The organism is Pseudomonas capeferrum (assembly GCF_013523055.1).
Taxonomy (GTDB): domain Bacteria; phylum Pseudomonadota; class Gammaproteobacteria; order Pseudomonadales; family Pseudomonadaceae; genus Aquipseudomonas; species Aquipseudomonas capeferrum_A.
Map to the genome: position 1 here is coordinate 78,983 of NZ_JAAMQM010000022.1, position 16,705 is coordinate 95,687.

Consider the following 16,705-nt stretch of genomic DNA (forward strand, 5'->3'; position numbering starts at 1 on the left):
GCAGGCTTCAATGGGCTACACGGTGAGTGTGACCGTCAATATGTAACATGTTTGGGACAAGCGCGGCCTTGAAGCTGTAGGACTTGCTTGGCAGTGAACCATCTCGACTCTGCAAGATAGTGGTGAAAAGGCTGTGCCACCATCGCTCTCGCGTGGGCCGGCTAGTTGGTGTTGCAGGCCAGGCCTGCGGCCTCGATCGCAGGCGGTCCGGCGTCCCGGCAAGCCAACTCACCACCGGGGACGTGTGAATCAGGAAGGCCGGTGTTGTATTCAGTTCGCACATTGCATGCACGTGTGAGAGGGCTTTGGGGACACTAGGCGTTCTGTGAGGGGTGGAGGTTCTGTGGGCGCGGGCTGCGCCCACAGGGCTCCAGGGCTTACTTGGGCGGGTGGATGATCAGTTGATGGAGCCCGATGCCAAGCAGGCGAGCATCTGCGCTGACGCCCAGCTGTTTGGGCGACGTTGGGGACGGGACCTTGATGATCAGGCTCTCCACATTGTGCCCCACGTTGCTGATCTGCAATTTGTGCGGCTCGATTTCCTTGCCGATGGTGACCGGGTAGCTTTTGCCATCCACCACGACGTCGAACGCCTGGCCTTCGTTAGGGCCAAAGGCCTTGGCATAGATCTCCAGTTCGAATGCCGATGGCAACGGTTGGGCGAACTCCATCGTTACCTTGTCGCCTGCGGACCATGTGCCCCAGCTTTCAGCGTCCGCCAGGCCGGTGATGTTGGTCACCGAGTCCGGCAAGGCAACACCGCGGAAATCGACCACCAAGGGATAGAGGTGTCCTATTTTCTTGGCGAGCGAATAGCCGCGGAATTTCATGACATGGAAATCGCCTCTGACGAAGTCGACATCGCCAATCGCCAGGATCCATTTCTTGTCGGCCGGGGTTTGCGCCGCCGTATAGGGCACGCCTGGCTTGTAGGTGAGGTCCGGACCCGCGTTCAGGTCTTCCACCCAGTACAGTGCCCTCAGGATCTGGGGCGCGCTTTCCCCCACCACCAGCAGCTTGGACAGTTCGGCAGGCGACAGGTAGCTTTTGGCGAACTGGCCGGCCTTGTCGTAGGCGTCAGGTGTCGTCCGCTCGATGATGCCGATATTGGCGCCCACCGTGCTGACCGCCACGGACAACGGCAGGTAGGCGAAGATGAAGAACTTGGCGCCGGTGGCGACCGACTTCCACCACAGGACGATGGACAACAACGACAGGCAAGCCAGTACCACGAACGCTTTCTTGCTCAGCGTGTAGCCGCGCAACTCGGGGTTGTCGATGAAGCTCAGGGTGAACGGATGCATGCGGTTGGCCGTGGCATAGATGATGGCCAGCAACATGACGGCGCCGATCGCGTACTTCCAGTACTTGTATGTCGCCTCCTGGGTGAGGTTGATCTGCGATCCCACTGCGATGAAGAGCAGCGGCAACATGAAGTCGTAGTACCTCATGTGGAGACGGAATGCCGTCTCCGCGGCATTGCTGCCGGCGACCGAGGCCGAGAACAGTGCCACGACGGCGATCAGGTTGAGCAGCAGGGCCAGGGTGCAGAAGGCGATCTTGTGCTCGGGCAGGACGACCCTGTTGGACAGTGCCTTGATGGTCACCAGGATCACGATGGCGAACGCAAGGCCGAACATCAGGGCATTGGCCAGCAGATGCCCTCCCACGATGGAGGGCGCGGCGAGAAGGATGTCCAGGTAGCGTTGCAAGCTGGAAGCATTGGACTCCAGCGTTGTGGCGTAGAAGTTTCCGAACAGCGTCAAGCCCGCCTTGCCGGCAACCAGGTAGCTGAAGATGAACTTGGTCAGGAGCAGTGTCACGACGAAGATGGCGGCGTTCTTCAGACCTGTCACGAACCATCTGTCGAGGGCCTTGTAGGCGAAGAACATGATGCACAGGCAGAACGCCGGTATCACGAACAATGCGTGGGGCTTGACCAGCGATGAGCAGCCCACGATCAGGCCGAAGATCACCCATTGCCGGGCCGTTGCGCGCGCGTCGAGGCTCAGGAAATACCAGACGCTCACCCAGAAGGTGAAGAAGAACAGCGCTTCGGGCATGAAGTAGGCGGTGTAGATGTTGATGGGGCCAAGCAGGCTGACCGCCACGATGACCAGCGAGACCCGTACGTCGCAGAAGCGTCGAGCCGTCAGGTAGATGAACGGAGCGGCCGCTACGAAGAACAGTGCGTTGAAGAGCTTGGTACAGCCCATGAAGCCACTGCCGCACAGCAGGGTGCCCTTGTAGATCGACAGATACAGGTAGTTGGGGATGGAGGCCGCCGACAGCGGTAGTACCCTCGCCATGGAACTGTAGGTGTACTCGTCGCCCATCACGCTCGGGTAGATCCCGCTCGAACGTAATACGAGCAGGACCAGCGCGAGCACCATCATGCCCAGCACTGCCGCGGACGGCGTCAAGCGTGACCCATTAACTAGTTGCATAGTGCTCTCTTCTCCAACTGAACCCGTGCCTCGTTGCTTGCACTTTCATGGAACAAATTTATCTCGCTGATTTTCAATGATTTCAGGCCTGCTGCCGTATCTGCTGATGGCGGTCGTCGCCGATGCGATTTACCTGCCCTGCCACCCTCTGGGTATGGCAAGGGCTTCGCCCTTTTCGCGGGTAAACCCGCTCCCACAGGGACTCCCAGAGGGACTTCCAATGGGATTTCCACAAGGACTTCCACAGGGACTTCCATAGGGTTTTCCACAAGGACTTCCATAGGGATTTCCATAGGGATTTCCATAGGGTTTTCCACAAGGACTTCCATAGGGATTTCCATAGGGTTTTCCACAAGGACTTCCATTGGGATTTCCATTGGGTTTTCCACAGGGACTTCCATAGGGTTTTCCACAAGGACTTCCACAGGGATTTCCATAGGGTTTTCCACAAGGACTTCCACAGGGACTTCCATAGGGTTTTCCACAAGGACTTCCATTGGGATTTCCATAGCGTTTTCCACAAGGACTTCCATTGGGACTGCCACAGGTAGCGGGGCGGATCCGGAAATGTCTCTGCGCGACAGCGCAGCTCAACGGCTCAACGGCTCAACGGCTCAACGGATTCTTATGACTTCACGGCCAGAACGATGCCGAACATGATGAACGCCACACCCACGAAGTACTGGACCTGGAAGCGCTCACCGAGAATGAAGTGACTGCCGATCGGGACCAGCACGAACGCCAGGGCCATGAGCGGATACGCCTTGCCCAGTTCTATCTTCTGCAGCACCCAGACCCAGGCGATGGTGGTTATCCCGTACAGGGCAAAGGCCGCGCCCAGGATCATCAGGGTCTTGAGATCGAAGATGGTACCGGCCCGCTGCAGCGAGCTGGCGCTGAGCTTGAACATGATCTGCCCGGTGGCGATCCCTACCACGCACAAGAGTGCAATTGCGTACATCATCATCGAGCGGCACCCGGTTTGGTTTTGGATTTCAGGGTCGACAGGTGAAACGGCCTTCTCGGCACGGCTGCGATGTCCTGCCCCAGGAACGCCAGGATGAACTGGATACCCAGGATGATCGGCAGGGCCGACAGCATGACCGTGCCCGCCGCCGTGGGAATGCCGGTGTACATGGAAGAGAGCCAGTGCGAGGCACCGAAGATCAGGCCCCAGACCAGCATCAGCAGGCCGATCGGGAGTTCGATCGAGGCCAGCGACATGTCTCGCAGGTAGTAGTTGTAGAAAATGCGCTTGCCGAAATTGCGCACGTGCTTGACGAAGAACTCGCCTACCACTTCCGAGATCTTCAGGTTGCTCACTTCATCCCCGTACTTGGCGTGCATGGGCACATCGACCACGACCGCACGCAGGGTATTGAGCCTGAACAGGATGTCGGTCTCGAAGAAGTAACGGCGGCTGATCTTGGCGAACGGCAGGTACTGGGCAACGCTGCGGTGGATGGCGGTGTAGCCATTGGTGGGGTCGAACAGGTCCCAGTAGCCCGAGGAGAACTTGGTCATGAAGGAAAGTACCGCGTTTCCGAACAGACGGATCTTCGGCATCGCGCGGATTTCTTCCAGGTCGTAGAAACGATTGCCCTTGGTGTAGTCCGCCTTGCCTTCGAGGATCGGGTTGACGAAGTTCATGAGCAGGCCCGGGTCCATCTGGCCGTCGCCATCGATCTTGACGATGACGTCCATGTTGTCGGCGATGGCCGCCTGGTAGCCGGTCATCACCGCACCGCCCACCCCCTGGTTCTCGGGGTTGCGCAGTACCACCACGCGGTGGTCGGTGCAGTTTTTCTCTACATACGCGCCAGACCCTTCCGGGCAGCAGTCGTCGACAATGTAGATCCGTTCGACTTCAGGGCCGATTTCCGCGATCACACCCAGGATATGGGCGATCACTTTATAAGAGGGGATCACGACAGCGATCTTGGCTTGCCCTTCCCTGTCCATGGCATGGGTCATGCCTGACGTGATCTGGTCTAGATGGCCGGTGGTCATAGTCAATCTACCTGCTGGTCTCAGTCTACTGGTGGAGTCAAACGTGACTCGGCAAAGTCAGTCGCTTAAAAATTTGTTCGCGGACTCATCCGCGGTGAACATCGTCATTGCTGGCCTTAGTTCGCGGGGGCAAAGGCCCAGATCTTCATCACCAGGTAGTTAAGTACCGGCACCACGAAGATCACCATCAAAAGCCCGATGCTGTAATGCAACCCCGCGTATTCCACCGCCGAGGTGATGAGCAGCGTCAGCGCCAGCGACACCAGGGACACCAACAGAAACCGCCGATAACCGGCGAAACTCATGGGCATCCTGAACGTGAAGCGGCTGTTGAGCGTGTAGGACATCAGGTTGGCGAAAACGAATGCCACTCCGTTCGCCACGGCGGCGGGCGGCGACAGAGCCTCCATCAGCGCGACGACGACCAGCGCGTGCGCGAGGGTGTTGGCCACGCCTACCAGGGCGAACCGTATGAACTGGTGATACTTCTCGGGAATGATCATCTTGTCTGCTTGATCACATCGCGCACGATATAGACGGGCCGGTTTTTCGACTCGGCGAAGATCCTGCCGACATACTCCCCAAGCACGCCTATCCCGATCAGCTGCACGCCACTGGCGAACAGGATGGTGATCATGATAGACGCATAGCCAGGGGTATCAGCGCCAAAGAACAGCGTCTTGATCAACAGATAGACCGCATAGAGGAACGACAGCGCCGATACCGCGCAACCCAGGTAAGTCCAGACCCGCAGCGGCGCGGAGCTGTAGTTAGTGATGCCTTCTATCGCAAAGTTCCAGAGCTTCCAGGTATTGAAGCTGGTCGTGCCGTGTTCGCGAGGTGCGACCTTGTACTCGATCACCGTCGAGTTGAAGCCCACCCAGGCAAACAGGCCTTTCATGAAGCGGCGGCTTTCAGGCAGGGTCTTCAAGGCGTCGACCACCTTGCGGTCCATCAATCGGAAATCGCCGACGTCCGCCGGGATATTGATGTCGGAGATGCAGTTGTGCAGTTTGTAGAACCAGTTGGCCGTGATCTTCTGGATCGGCCGGTCGGTTTCCCGGTCGATTCGCTTGGCCAGTACCACCTCGGCGCCCTCCTCCCACTGCTGGATCAGGTCGAGCACCACCTCGGGTGGATGTTGAAGATCCGAGTCGATGGGGACCACGGCGTCGCCGGTAGCGAAATCCAGCCCGGCCGAGAGCGCCGCTTCCTTGCCGAAGTTGCGCGAGAGGTCGACGATGGTCAGGTAGGCGTTGTCTGCCTGGGCCTTGAGCAGTTCCCGATAGGTCTGGTCCCGGCTGCCATCGTTGATCGCGATCACTTCAAGGTCATAGCGCTCGCGCAGAGGCGCGAAGACCTGGTTGATCCTGGCAAAGAATGCCTGCACGCCCTTCTCTTCGTTATAGAAAGGCGATACCAGCGAGATCTTGCGCTTTTCGTTAGTGCTCATCGGGAGGCGGTCTCCGAAGGTCTGATCCGGCAGACATGGGCAAAGTCGATCTCTTCGCACACGGGCTGGCGATCTGCGGGGAACATGGCCTTGGCTTCCTCGACCTCGGCAAAGTCGCCTTTCACGAAGACGTACAACGACTGCTCCTGCGGGGAAGCGGCGATTTCGGCCCGCGTACTCTCAGGCGCACAGTTCGAGTTCGAGCGCGCGACGTATCCTGTGTTGATCTTGATACCGTGCACGACGGCATAGCGCATGGTCGGCATCAAGGTCTTGAAGATCAGGTCGGAACGGCCACATTTGAATTTGGGGAAGAAGTACAAGTACTGCACGTCATCGGCGGTCACTCGGTCCCACGCTGCCTGGTCCAGTACTGGCTCGGACTGGTGGTAGACGGTGTCGTGCATGCGGTGACGCAGCTTCGACAGGTCGGCCACCTGCAACGCGATCAGCACCAGCATGCTGGCCGCGAAGACCCGCGCACCGAGCTTGCGGTAGAGCATGGCGATGGCGAAGATGATGACGCAATATCCCACCGGCCAGAAGAACCGTCCCGAGGCACGGAACTGCGTGGTGATGAAGTCCATGAACGCGGGATAGTGGAAGATCGCTACTTCACGCTGGCCCAGGTAGATGGCGTCGGACAGCGCATAGACGGTGAACAACACCATCAGCAGGGTCAGCGCCCAGTGCTCCTTGAAACGCTTGATGGCAGCGCCGCGACCGATCACGAGGCTCAGCGCGAACGCCAGCAGCACGCCGAGGCCCAGGTAGTTGAACCCTTCGTACTGACCCGGCCTTTCCGCGTTGGCGATGACGAGGTACTTGCCGCCATAGAACGGCGCGAGCAGGTTCATCGAAAAGATGCCGAAACCGTTTTCCCGGGCGATTTCGGCCTTTTCCATGGGCAGGATGGTCAGGAACAGGCTCGCGCCGAGGATCAGGAACGGCAGGAACGCCCGGCCCAGCTCGGCGAACCTGTACCTGCCAGGGTTATGCACGCAGCTCGCCACGTAGATGGCACTGGCCATCACGAACAGGTAGATATTGATGTAGAAGCTACCTACCAGCAGCAGCGTCCATGCCCAACGCTGGGGCTCTTCCGTACGCCTGGCGCGGATATACAGCGCCAAGGCGCCCAGCATGATCCAGTGCGTCATCAGCGAGATATGGGTCACCCGGGTGGTGAACGCCGGGAATGTCAGCAGGCAGACGACGAGGGCTACCAGCGCCAGCCATGACTTGACCTGCAGTTCGCGCAGGATCCACCAGGCGCACACCGCCTGGCCGATGCATGACAAGGCCACCCAGACCCCGAACGGGTTGAAGGGTGCCTGGCTGGTTGGCACGAACACCTTCAGCAGCAAGGCGTACAGCGGGATGACGTCCATGAAGGTCGCGCGCGTGCCTTGCGGATAGTTGATGCTATCGAAGGCCAGCAGCGGATAGTTGAACGGCGCGCTGAAAAACGCATTGAACCCCGAGAAATACTGGGTGACGTCATCGACCTCCGTCATCCAGTAGGACGATGTCCCTGCCACGAACCCGGCGGGAAAATACCGCCATACGAACCACGACCCAATGGCCAGGGCCAGCAGCAAGCCGGCCCTGCCCGTCGAATCAAGCTTGATCCCCATATCAAAACGCCCCGATACTCTTTTTTTTAGGTTGGCTGGCGCGTTAGAACGCGCACTTGTCTATTTCGCCGATCAGTTGCTGCGCACTGCCTTTCCAGGTGAGCCATGGCATGCCTGCGGACTTCGGATGCTCGCTCTGCTCGAACCGCTCGAGCCATTCGGCCAAGCTGTCCGCCACATCCTGCGCGGTCGCCCCTGTGAAATACCACGCGTGCTCCCCAGCCACTTCGCGGAATACAGGCAGGTCCCTGGCAATGATCGGCAGCTTGTATTGCGCGGCCTCGATCAATGGCAAGCCGAAGCCTTCGCCATAGGATGCGGCGATCAGGCAGTCGGACTCGTTGTAGAGGTGCTCCAGGTACTCATCGCTCGCCCCTCCAAGCCAGAGCAGACGCTTGCCAAGCTCCGGATGGTCCTTGAGCCTGGCGACCAGCTCGTCCACCAGCCAGCCATGCTTGCCGACGATGATCAGGTTGGCCTCGACGCCTGCCGCCCAAAGCAGTTCGAAGGCATCGAGCGTCTGGGCATGGCCTTTGCGCGGTTCGAGCGTGCCGACCATGAGGAAGTTGGGGTTGCTCTGCAGCGCTTCGATGCGCATGGCGGGGTCTTCGGGTATGCCGGTGGAAGGCATCGATTGATCGATGTCCGCGCCCAGATGGAACGCGCCGATCCGGAACGGCCGTTCGCGCACGGGCGCATGCTCGATCATCCACTCGCCAAGTTCGTCCGCGACCGCCTGGGAAATGCAGATGGCACCGTCGTACTGGGCAACCGTGTTGATCCACTTCACATAGTGCGCCTGCAGGCTTTCGACGAAGCAATGCGGTAGCTGCAGGATCAGCAGATCGTAGACGACAACGAAAATGCTGACGCCATGAGCTCGCAAGGCGTCGAAGTAAGCCTTCTTGTGAGGCAGCACGTCCATGAGCAGGTCCAGCCCCAGGTAAACGTCCCCGGCACGGTAGCTGATGGCTTCGTCCGGCTCGGCTTCGCTCGGATCCTGGCCAAGGAACTTGGCGCAGAACTGGCTGGCATGGCGATAGAAGCACTCGCCTGCCTGGGTGTAGACCGGCTTGACCTGATACCCGGCAGGCGGGTTTTTCAGCCACTCCAGCAGAATGCTACGCACCACGCGCTGAATGCCGCTCTTGCCGTCATGCTTGCACAGCTCCGAGATGTCCACGAAAAGGCTGGGCACGCTGGCCGGACCTTGCAACGAGTAATCGATGGCCTTGGCCAGCCGCTCGATATCGACGGCCCCGGTCTGCAGGTGTCCGGTCGTGGCAAGTGCCTGGACCAGTGCCGGGACGCCATCGATCTCATCGGATGGAGCTTCTGCGCCGGCGCCTTCGCCGCGCAGGCCGACTGCCTGCTCGAACGCCGCTACCGCGGCCTTTCCGGTGTTATCCCAGGAGAACTGCTCGGCACGTTTCAGACCATGATCGGCCAGCGCCGCGCGGAAGGCATCATCCAGCAGGCCCTTGCGCAGTTTGTCCGCGATGGCCTGCGTGTCGAACGGGTCGAAGGTCGCCTCTTCCCAGCCGATGACTTCGGGCACGCTGGAGGTATTGGCACCGATCACGGGAGCGCCGCACTTCATTGCCTCGAGTGGCGGCAGGCCAAAGCCTTCGTGCCATGACGGGAACACATAGAGCTCGCAGATGTTGTACAGCGCGATGAGCTGCGCGTCCGTCACGAAACCGGTGAAGACCAGGTCGGCCTTGTCCAGGCCTTCTTCGAGCGCCAGGTCCCGATATTTGTTGATGTGGTACTCCGGCATCTTGCCGGCAAACACCAGTTGGGTATCGCCCAGCTGCGACTTGATGCTGGCGAATGCGCTGATCAGCCGTGGCAAGTTCTTGCGGTCATCGGCACCGCCCGAATAGAGCACGAAGGTCTCGCGCAGGCCGAACTGCTCTTTCAGCGCATCACGCTCGGCCAGGCTCAGGGTCATCGGTTGGAATACGTCATCTGCCGCGGTAGAGACATTGACCAGTCTGTCGCTGTCGAGAGGCAGCAGCGACAGTGCTTCCCCCCTGGCGAATTCCGAAATGGACAGCAACAGGTCGTAGTCCTTGAACGCCTCGACCTTCTGCAGGTAGTGCGTCTTGTAGGCGGGGTTGCCATCCAGGTATTGCTGCGGGCTGACCAGCGGAATCAGGTCATAGAGCGTGGCGCTGATCAAAGGCGTGCCATGCAGAAGCGGGCTGCCGATGACCGCGTCGTCTATGTAGCCCTCGACGGCGCTGGTGACGTGCACCACATCGGGCTGGAGATCGTCGATGCAAGCCTGTCGGATGCGTTCCGCCACTTGCCGCCTGGCCAGGTTGTCGGGATCGCTGTCCGCTACCGGGCCTTCTGCATACCAGACGCGGATGTGGCTTTGCGGGAGCAGGCCGATGAACGCGGTACGGATACTGTCGATGCTGTCGCCGAGCATGCCATTGAGCACGAGGTAGACCTCGTGCTCACCGCGATTGCGCACGATGCCCTGGGCCAGGGACAGGCTGTACCGACCGATACCACGGAAGCGGCTTTCGGTTTGCGCGCCTTGCATGTCTATTACGATACGCATTACTTCTGGCCCTTCATCATGGCTTGGCGAAGCGCGTCTTCGATGGCGCGGCCTCGCGGGGTCAATGGTGCGTGATCAATCACGCCGTGCTGTGGATCGCTGGCGTCAGCGGCTTCGCCGACCTCACGGGCTTGATGCAGACTGCGCAGCTTGGCCATCAGCCATGGACTGCGCTGCAAGGCCGCCAGTACCTTGCGCTCGACACCGGGCCGACGGGCCAGCCAGAGGCGCGCGTGCGGTGCGGCGCGTCGCAGCCCCTGCTCGGCTGATCTCTTGATATAGCTCGGATGCAACAGCACGTGGCCAACGGTGCGCAAAGGCGCGGTGATACGCCAGGCGGTGCTGCGACGCAACGCCTCGAGTTGCTGCTCATAGGTCGTGGCGCGCAGATACCAGTTATGCGCATTGCTCAGCGAGAGGTTCATCTCGGCCTGCAGGCGCTCGGCTTGCTCCTTCGCCTGCTCGAGGCTTTGCTGCAGCGTGTCGCGCTCGCGCTCGAAGTCATGCTGCTGCGTATCACGCTCGCGCTCGAAGTCATGCTGCTGCGTATCACGCTCGCGCTCGAAGTTCTGCTGCAGCGTGTCGCGCTCGCGCTGGAACCGCTCCTCGATCAATTGCAGCTTCTCGGTCTGCTCGATCTGCAGCCTGTTCATCATTTCACGGATGTCAGACGCCATTTGGTCCTCGATTTTGCTAAGTCTGCCTTCCAGCAGCTGATCGTAACGTGAGGCCAGCTCATCCAGGGACACGCCATAATGTTTCTCGAACAGGGGGTCGAAGATGTCCAGCACCTCGGGCGCCGCCTGCTTTTGCGCGATCACGGCGTAGTCGGGGCTGGTACCCGCCAAGACATCCATCACGCCGAGCTTGCGGTCCGGATCCTGTATGCCGGGCGCTTCCTGCAGCCTGAGGATCTTTGACCTGGCGAAATCGTTGTACTCGGTCAGGAACGACATCAGCAGGCTGGGGATCGGACGCTCGTGGGTCGGGTCCACGTAGAAATTGTTGGTACCCACCACGACGCTTTCGGCGTTCGGCGTCTCGAGGATCAACAGGCCGGCCGGACGCAGCACACGCATCGCTTCGGCGACGATGTCTTGCAGGATCGGGAAGGGAACATGCTCGGCGATATGAAAACCACTGACGACGACCAGGCTTTCATCGGGCAGCTGGCGCAACGCGTTGAGCGCATCGTCCTTGCGCGCAGGCAGCTCCAGCGCACGGCAAGCCTCGAGCATGCCGTCATCGAGGTCGACGCCTTCCGGGGCGTAGCCTTCGCGCAGCAGCAACTCGATCCACTCACCCCGACCACAGCCGATATCGAGGGTGCGTGCTTGCGGATACAGCTCTTTCAGGGGGGCGAGGAAGGGCAGATACACTTCCAGCCGCTGGGTGATGAGTTCTCTCGAGCCGCGGTGACAGTCTTCGAACGCGCGGTAAAAACGGCTATCCATTACTTGCACTCCACGGTCGGAGGTATCCAGGCCAGACCCACGAACGTACTCTGGGAAACATTCACCACGTTGAACACCAGCGCCAGGTCGCGCCACTCGTAGTTGTCGACGACATGCACATCCGAGGCGTGCAAGGCGACCGCCACGGAATAAGAGCCCACCCCGAGATTGGCCGGGAAGCGGAACTGGTAGGACAACAGCTCGCCTTCGCTCAGGTCTTTTCGCGCACACTGCAGATGATGAGTGTTGGTGCCGAACACGTCCTGGCCCAGGCGATCCTTGATGACGTAGCCCACGACCAGCTCCGGCAGCGGCGCGTTGACCTTGACCTTGATGTTCAGGCAGACGTCTTCACCGACCGAGACATACTCCACCGGCGTACCTTCGGTGTTGTACAGGGCCACACTGTCGATGCTCGCCTTGCCGCTACCGGAACGCGTCTGTACCGTCCCATCGGCCAACGTCTGCACCTCGACGGTGGCGTTCTCCTTCTGAGCGATGATGGCGTTGTAGTAATCCATGATCTCTTCGGGCGCGCCGTCCTTGATCACGGTGCCGCCGTCCAGCAGGATCGCGCGATTGCACAGCGCCTGGATGGCCCCGCGATCGTGGGAGACGATCAGCAAGGTGGTGCCCGCCCTCTGGAATTCCTTGATGCGGCCGAAGCTCTTGTGCTGGAAGTAGCTGTCCCCTACCGACAGCGCTTCGTCGATGATCAGGATCTCCGGGCGGAACGCGGTGGCCACGGAGAACGCGACACGCATCTGCATGCCACTGGAATAGGTGCGCACGGCCTGGTCGAAATACTCGCCAATTTCCGCGAAGGCTTCGATGTCGTCGATCACGCCGTCGATCTGTTGGGTATTGAAGCCCATCAGCCCCGCGGCGTGGTACACGTTCTGGCGCCCGGTCAGTTCGGCGTTGAAACCCATGCCCAGTTCGAGAATCGCCGCGATGCGGCCATTGACCTGGACCTTGCCCTCGGTGGGCTGCAAGGTACCTGTGATCATCTTCAGCAGGGTCGATTTGCCGGCCCCGTTCTGGCCGACGATACCAATGGCCTCCCCCGCCGCGATGTTGAAGCTGACGTGCTTGAGGACCCAGTGTTCCTGGCTGGCCTTCACGGGTATGTAGAACCAGCGCGCCATGCGCTGCCATTCCGATCGATAGGCCCGGTATGCCTTTCCGACGTTGGCGACTGAAAGAAGTGTCATAGCGAGTCCACCATTTCTGCGGATGCCCGGCGGAACAGGAACAGGCCAAGCAGCATGAGGCCCACGGCGATGATGAAGGTGACGCCTACTTGTTGCAGATCCGGCGAGACCTTGTAGACCAGCACGTTATGGTAGGCGCTCACGATCGCGAACATCGGGTTCACGTCCAGTGTGTCTTTCAGGTAATCAGGCACGATGTTCACCGAGTAGACGATCGGGGTGAACCAGAACCAGACCTGCAGGATGATCGGCACCACTTGGCCGATATCGCGCAGGAACACGTTCAGCACCCCGAGTACCAGGCCTATCCCGACCGCCAGGGAGACCACCGCCAGGGTCAGCGGGATCAGCCAGAACATCTGCACGTTGGGCGAATGGCCCAGCACGGCGAAGATGACCAGTACGGCCACGAACAGCAGCAGGTTGTTGAGCAGGCAGGAGCCGACCACGATCACCGGCAAGGCGATCCGCGGGAAGCGCATCTTCTTCATCAGGTTGCCCTGCTCGATGAAGACCGTCAGGCACCGCCCGACGATCTCGGCGAACAGGTTCCAGGCCAGGATGCCGGCGATCAGGTACAGCGCGTAGGCGTACTTGTTCTCGATCCCCGGCAGGCGCGCGCCGAGGACGTTGGACAGGATCAGCGCGTAGATGGCGACCTGGGCCAGGGGATGAATGATCATCCACAGACCACCGAGCTTGCTGCGCGCGAAGCGTGCGATGAACTCGTTCTTGATGGAAGTGAGAATGAAGCCTCTGTAGTCCCAGACGCCTCTGATCATGCCGAACATAGTTATCCTTGAATCAGACGTTCGATTTCAGCGACGCGCTGGGCCACCAGAGCTTCATCACCACGGCTCTCGACGTTCAGGCGCAGCAGAGGCTCGGTATTGGAGCCGCGCAGGCTGAAGCGCCACTCGGGAAACTCCACACTGATGCCGTCGGTACGGTCAACGCTTGGATCCTGTGGCGCGAAGTGAGCGAGGACTTTCTCGACCGAGGCCTTTACGTCGTCGACCTTGTAGTTGATCTCGCCGCTGCACGGGAACGCATCGATGCGTTCGTCCACCAACTGGGCCAGGGTCTTGCCGGTGACGCTCATCAGCTCGGCGACCAGCAGCCACGGGATGTTGCCGCTGTCGCAGTAGGCGAAGTCGCGGAAATAATGGTGCGCGCTCATCTCGCCGCCGTATACGGCGTCTTCCGCGCGCATGCGTTCCTTGATGAAGGCGTGGCCGGTCTTGCTCTGGATGGCCAGGCCGCCGGCGGCCTGGACCTGCTCGATGGTGTTCCAGGTCAGGCGTGGGTCGTGGATGATCTTGCTGCCGGGGTGCTTGATCAGCAGCATTTCGGCCAGCAGGCCGACCAGGTAGTAGCCTTCGATGAAACGGCCCTGGTTGTCGAAGAAGAAGCAGCGGTCGAAGTCGCCGTCCCAAGCGATGCCCATGTCGGCGCCATTGGCCAGCACGGCCTGGCGGGTCAGTTCGCGGTTCTCGGGCAGCAGCGGGTTGGGGACGCCGTTGGGGAACTCGCCGTCCGGCTCGCCGTTGATGATTTCGATCTGCAGCGGCAGGCGCGACTTGAGCAGTTCGATGACCGGGCCCACGGCACCGTTGCCGGGGTCGGCCAGTACCTTGAGCGGCTTGAGGGTCGAGGCGTCGACGTAGGTCAACAGATGGTCGATGTAGGCGGTCTTGTCGAACGCTTCGAGCACGCTGCCTGGGGTCGCGGCCTGCTCGCCGAGATTGCCGGCTTCGACGCGATCACGGATGGCGAACAGCCCCGAGTCGCCACTGATCGGCTTGGACTGCTCGCGCACCAGTTTCATGCCGTTGTAACCCTTGGGGTTATGGCTGGCGGTGATCATGATGCCGCCGTCGGCTTCGAGATGGCTGGTGGCGAAGTAGACTTCCTCGGTACCGCACAGGCCGATGTCGATGACGTCGGCGCCGGCCTCGGTCAGGCCCTTGGTCAGCGCCTGGGCCAGCATGGGGCTCTCCAGACGCATGTCGCGCCCTACCACATAGCGCTTGCCACTCAGTTCGGCAACCAGGGCACGGCCAATCCGGTAGGCGACGTCTTCGTTGAGGTCGGCGGGCACTTGGCCGCGAATGTCATAGGCTTTGAAGCAGCGGGTCTGGATAGGTGGGTGCATGTCTCTCACTTGATACGCCGCGTGGGGCGAAAATCGATGGTAGGCGGCTGCCGGAACGAGCGGCAGATGACCAACGGCCCGCGAGCCTCCGGCGGAGGCGTCACGGGCCGAGCGGGGAGCGCTTGGGTGTCAGCTGCAACGGCCGTAGTTGTCCTCGAAGCGGACGATGTCGTCTTCGCCGAGGTAGTCGCCGCTTTGCACTTCGATCAGGATCAGGTCGATGACGCCCGGATTCTGCAGGCGATGGGTATGGCCGGCACGAATGAAGGTGGATTCATTGGTGTGCAGCATCATCTCCTTGTCGTCGTTGACCACGACGGCCGTGCCGCTGACCACGATCCAGTGCTCGCTGCGGTGATGGTGCATCTGCAGGGAGAGGGACGCCTTGGGCTTGACCACGATGCGCTTGATCTTGAAGCGGTCGCCGTTTTCCAGGGTGGTGTAGGTGCCCCACGGCCGATGCACGGTGCGGTGCAACTGGTGCAGGGTATGACCGCTGCTCTTGAGCTGGCCGACGATGTGCTTGACGTCCTGGGCATGATCCTTGTGGGCGATCATGACGGCGTCGGCGGTGTCGATGACCAGCAGGTCTTCGACACCGACCAGGGCGGTCAGGCGGTCTTCGCTGTTGACGTAGTTGTTGCGCGAGTTGTACGACAGCACTTCGCCTTCGAAGCGGTTGCCGTCCTGGTCGGCCTCGGTCAGTTCGCTGACCGCGTTCCACGAGCCGATGTCGCTCCAGCCGATGTCGCACGGCACGGTGGCGACTTTCTCGGAACGCTCCATCAGGGCGTAGTCGATGGAGATGTCCGGTACCTGGGCGAAACTGTCGGGGTCGACGGACAGGCAGCTGTAGGCCTTGGCTTGGGCCAGGCGCGAGCATTGCTTGGCTTCGGTGACGGCTTGCAGGACATCGGGAGAGTGGCGCTTGAACTCTTCCAGGACGGTGCCGACCTGGAAGCAGAACATGCCCGAGTTCCAGAAGTAGTTGCCGGCGGCGACATAGGCCTGAGCGGTGGCCAGGTCGGGTTTTTCGACGAAGCGGGCGACCTTGAGGCCGTTGGCCAACTCGCCGGCCTTGCCCGCTTCGATGTAGCCGAAACCTGTTTCCGGATATTGTGGCTGAATACCGAAGGTGACCAGCCAGCCGTCTTCGGACAGCTTGACGGCCTTGGCCACGGCGTCGGCGAATGCGGTTTCGTCCTGGATCAGGTGGTCGGCGGCAAGCACCAGCATGTGGGCCTGGTCGCCATGGGCCTCTTGCAGTTGCAGGGCGGCCAGGGCGACGGCGGCGGCGGTGTTGCGGCCGAAAGGTTCGAGAATGTACGACTGGGCATGGCCGGCGCCATTGACTGCGCGGTATTCGTCCTCGGTCTTGAACAGCAGCTCACGATTGGTGACGGTCAGGACTTCCGAGACGCCCTCAAGGGCGGAGGCACGGAGAAAGGTCTTCTGGATAAGGTTTTGGCCATCAGGCAAGGTCATGAAAGGTTTCGGATGGGCCTCGCGAGAAACGGGCCACAGCCGACTACCAACGCCGCCTGATAAAATTACGGGAATCAAGTCCATATCTAAATAATCCTGCCGGCCAGATCATGGCACATAAATGACACGCAAAGTACATCAGCACTAATCGGCCACTTCGCACCTTGTACGTTCAATGCTAGTGAGAAACTGCTGCCTTGGAGGCATCGACAATACGCCTACCCAAGAAATCGAGAGCCACCTAGAATATCAGAGAAAATTCCGGGAGGCTTCCT

13 protein-coding genes are annotated in these 16,705 nt (G+C 60.5%); all 13 read right to left on the minus strand.

Annotated elements, in window-relative coordinates:
* Nucleotides 1-377: 377 nt before the first annotated feature.
* Nucleotides 378-2,447 (minus strand): ArnT family glycosyltransferase, encoded by a 2,070-nt coding sequence (locus tag G7009_RS22380; RefSeq protein WP_181132277.1) that lies wholly within the window; start codon nucleotides 2,445-2,447, stop codon nucleotides 378-380.
* Nucleotides 2,438-2,980 carry a hypothetical protein gene (locus G7009_RS22385; protein WP_181132278.1) on the minus strand — a complete coding sequence of 181 codons (543 nt, stop codon included), beginning with the start codon at nucleotides 2,978-2,980 and terminating at the stop codon, nucleotides 2,438-2,440. Before G7009_RS22385 ends, G7009_RS22380 begins: the two co-directional genes overlap by 10 nt.
* A gap of 92 nt (nucleotides 2,981-3,072) precedes the next feature.
* Nucleotides 3,073-3,411, minus strand: coding sequence for a 4-amino-4-deoxy-L-arabinose-phospho-UDP flippase (locus tag G7009_RS22390; RefSeq protein ID WP_181132301.1), 339 nt, complete (start codon nucleotides 3,409-3,411; stop codon nucleotides 3,073-3,075).
* A complete protein-coding gene (locus G7009_RS22395) occupies nucleotides 3,411-4,409 on the minus strand; it encodes a glycosyltransferase (RefSeq protein WP_219856729.1) in 999 nt (332 codons plus the stop codon). Before G7009_RS22395 ends, G7009_RS22390 begins: the two co-directional genes overlap by 1 nt.
* A gap of 164 nt (nucleotides 4,410-4,573) precedes the next feature.
* Nucleotides 4,574-4,960 carry a GtrA family protein gene (locus G7009_RS22400; RefSeq protein WP_181132279.1) on the minus strand — a complete coding sequence of 129 codons (387 nt, stop codon included), beginning with the start codon at nucleotides 4,958-4,960 and terminating at the stop codon, nucleotides 4,574-4,576.
* Entirely contained in the window at nucleotides 4,957-5,910 is a 954-nt protein-coding gene (locus G7009_RS22405) for a glycosyltransferase family 2 protein (protein WP_181132280.1), read from the minus strand. The genes G7009_RS22400 and G7009_RS22405 overlap by 4 nt, the downstream gene beginning before the upstream one ends.
* Nucleotides 5,907-7,547, minus strand: coding sequence for a DUF6311 domain-containing protein (locus tag G7009_RS22410; protein ID WP_181132281.1), 1,641 nt, complete (start codon nucleotides 7,545-7,547; stop codon nucleotides 5,907-5,909). The genes G7009_RS22405 and G7009_RS22410 overlap by 4 nt, the downstream gene beginning before the upstream one ends.
* A 43-nt stretch (nucleotides 7,548-7,590) precedes the next feature.
* Complete coding sequence (locus tag G7009_RS22415) at nucleotides 7,591-10,122, minus strand: glycosyltransferase family 4 protein (RefSeq protein WP_181132282.1); 2,532 nt, start codon at nucleotides 10,120-10,122, stop codon at nucleotides 7,591-7,593.
* Nucleotides 10,122-11,576, minus strand: a complete 1,455-nt coding sequence (locus G7009_RS22420) for a class I SAM-dependent methyltransferase (RefSeq protein ID WP_181132283.1) — start codon at nucleotides 11,574-11,576, stop codon at nucleotides 10,122-10,124. Before G7009_RS22420 ends, G7009_RS22415 begins: the two co-directional genes overlap by 1 nt.
* Entirely contained in the window at nucleotides 11,576-12,790 is a 1,215-nt protein-coding gene (locus G7009_RS22425) for an ABC transporter ATP-binding protein (RefSeq protein WP_181132284.1), read from the minus strand. The genes G7009_RS22420 and G7009_RS22425 overlap by 1 nt, the downstream gene beginning before the upstream one ends.
* Complete coding sequence (locus G7009_RS22430) at nucleotides 12,787-13,581, minus strand: ABC transporter permease (protein WP_181132285.1); 795 nt, start codon at nucleotides 13,579-13,581, stop codon at nucleotides 12,787-12,789. Before G7009_RS22430 ends, G7009_RS22425 begins: the two co-directional genes overlap by 4 nt.
* A 2-nt stretch (nucleotides 13,582-13,583) precedes the next feature.
* On the minus strand, nucleotides 13,584-14,945 hold the full coding sequence (locus G7009_RS22435) for a phosphomannomutase (RefSeq protein WP_181132286.1): 1,362 nt from the start codon (nucleotides 14,943-14,945) through the stop codon (nucleotides 13,584-13,586).
* A gap of 129 nt (nucleotides 14,946-15,074) precedes the next feature.
* The gene (locus G7009_RS22440; protein WP_181132287.1) at nucleotides 15,075-16,514 is read right to left on the minus strand and encodes a mannose-1-phosphate guanylyltransferase/mannose-6-phosphate isomerase; all 1,440 of its coding nucleotides are present in this window, start codon (nucleotides 16,512-16,514) and stop codon (nucleotides 15,075-15,077) included.
* Nucleotides 16,515-16,705: the final 191 nt, after the last annotated feature.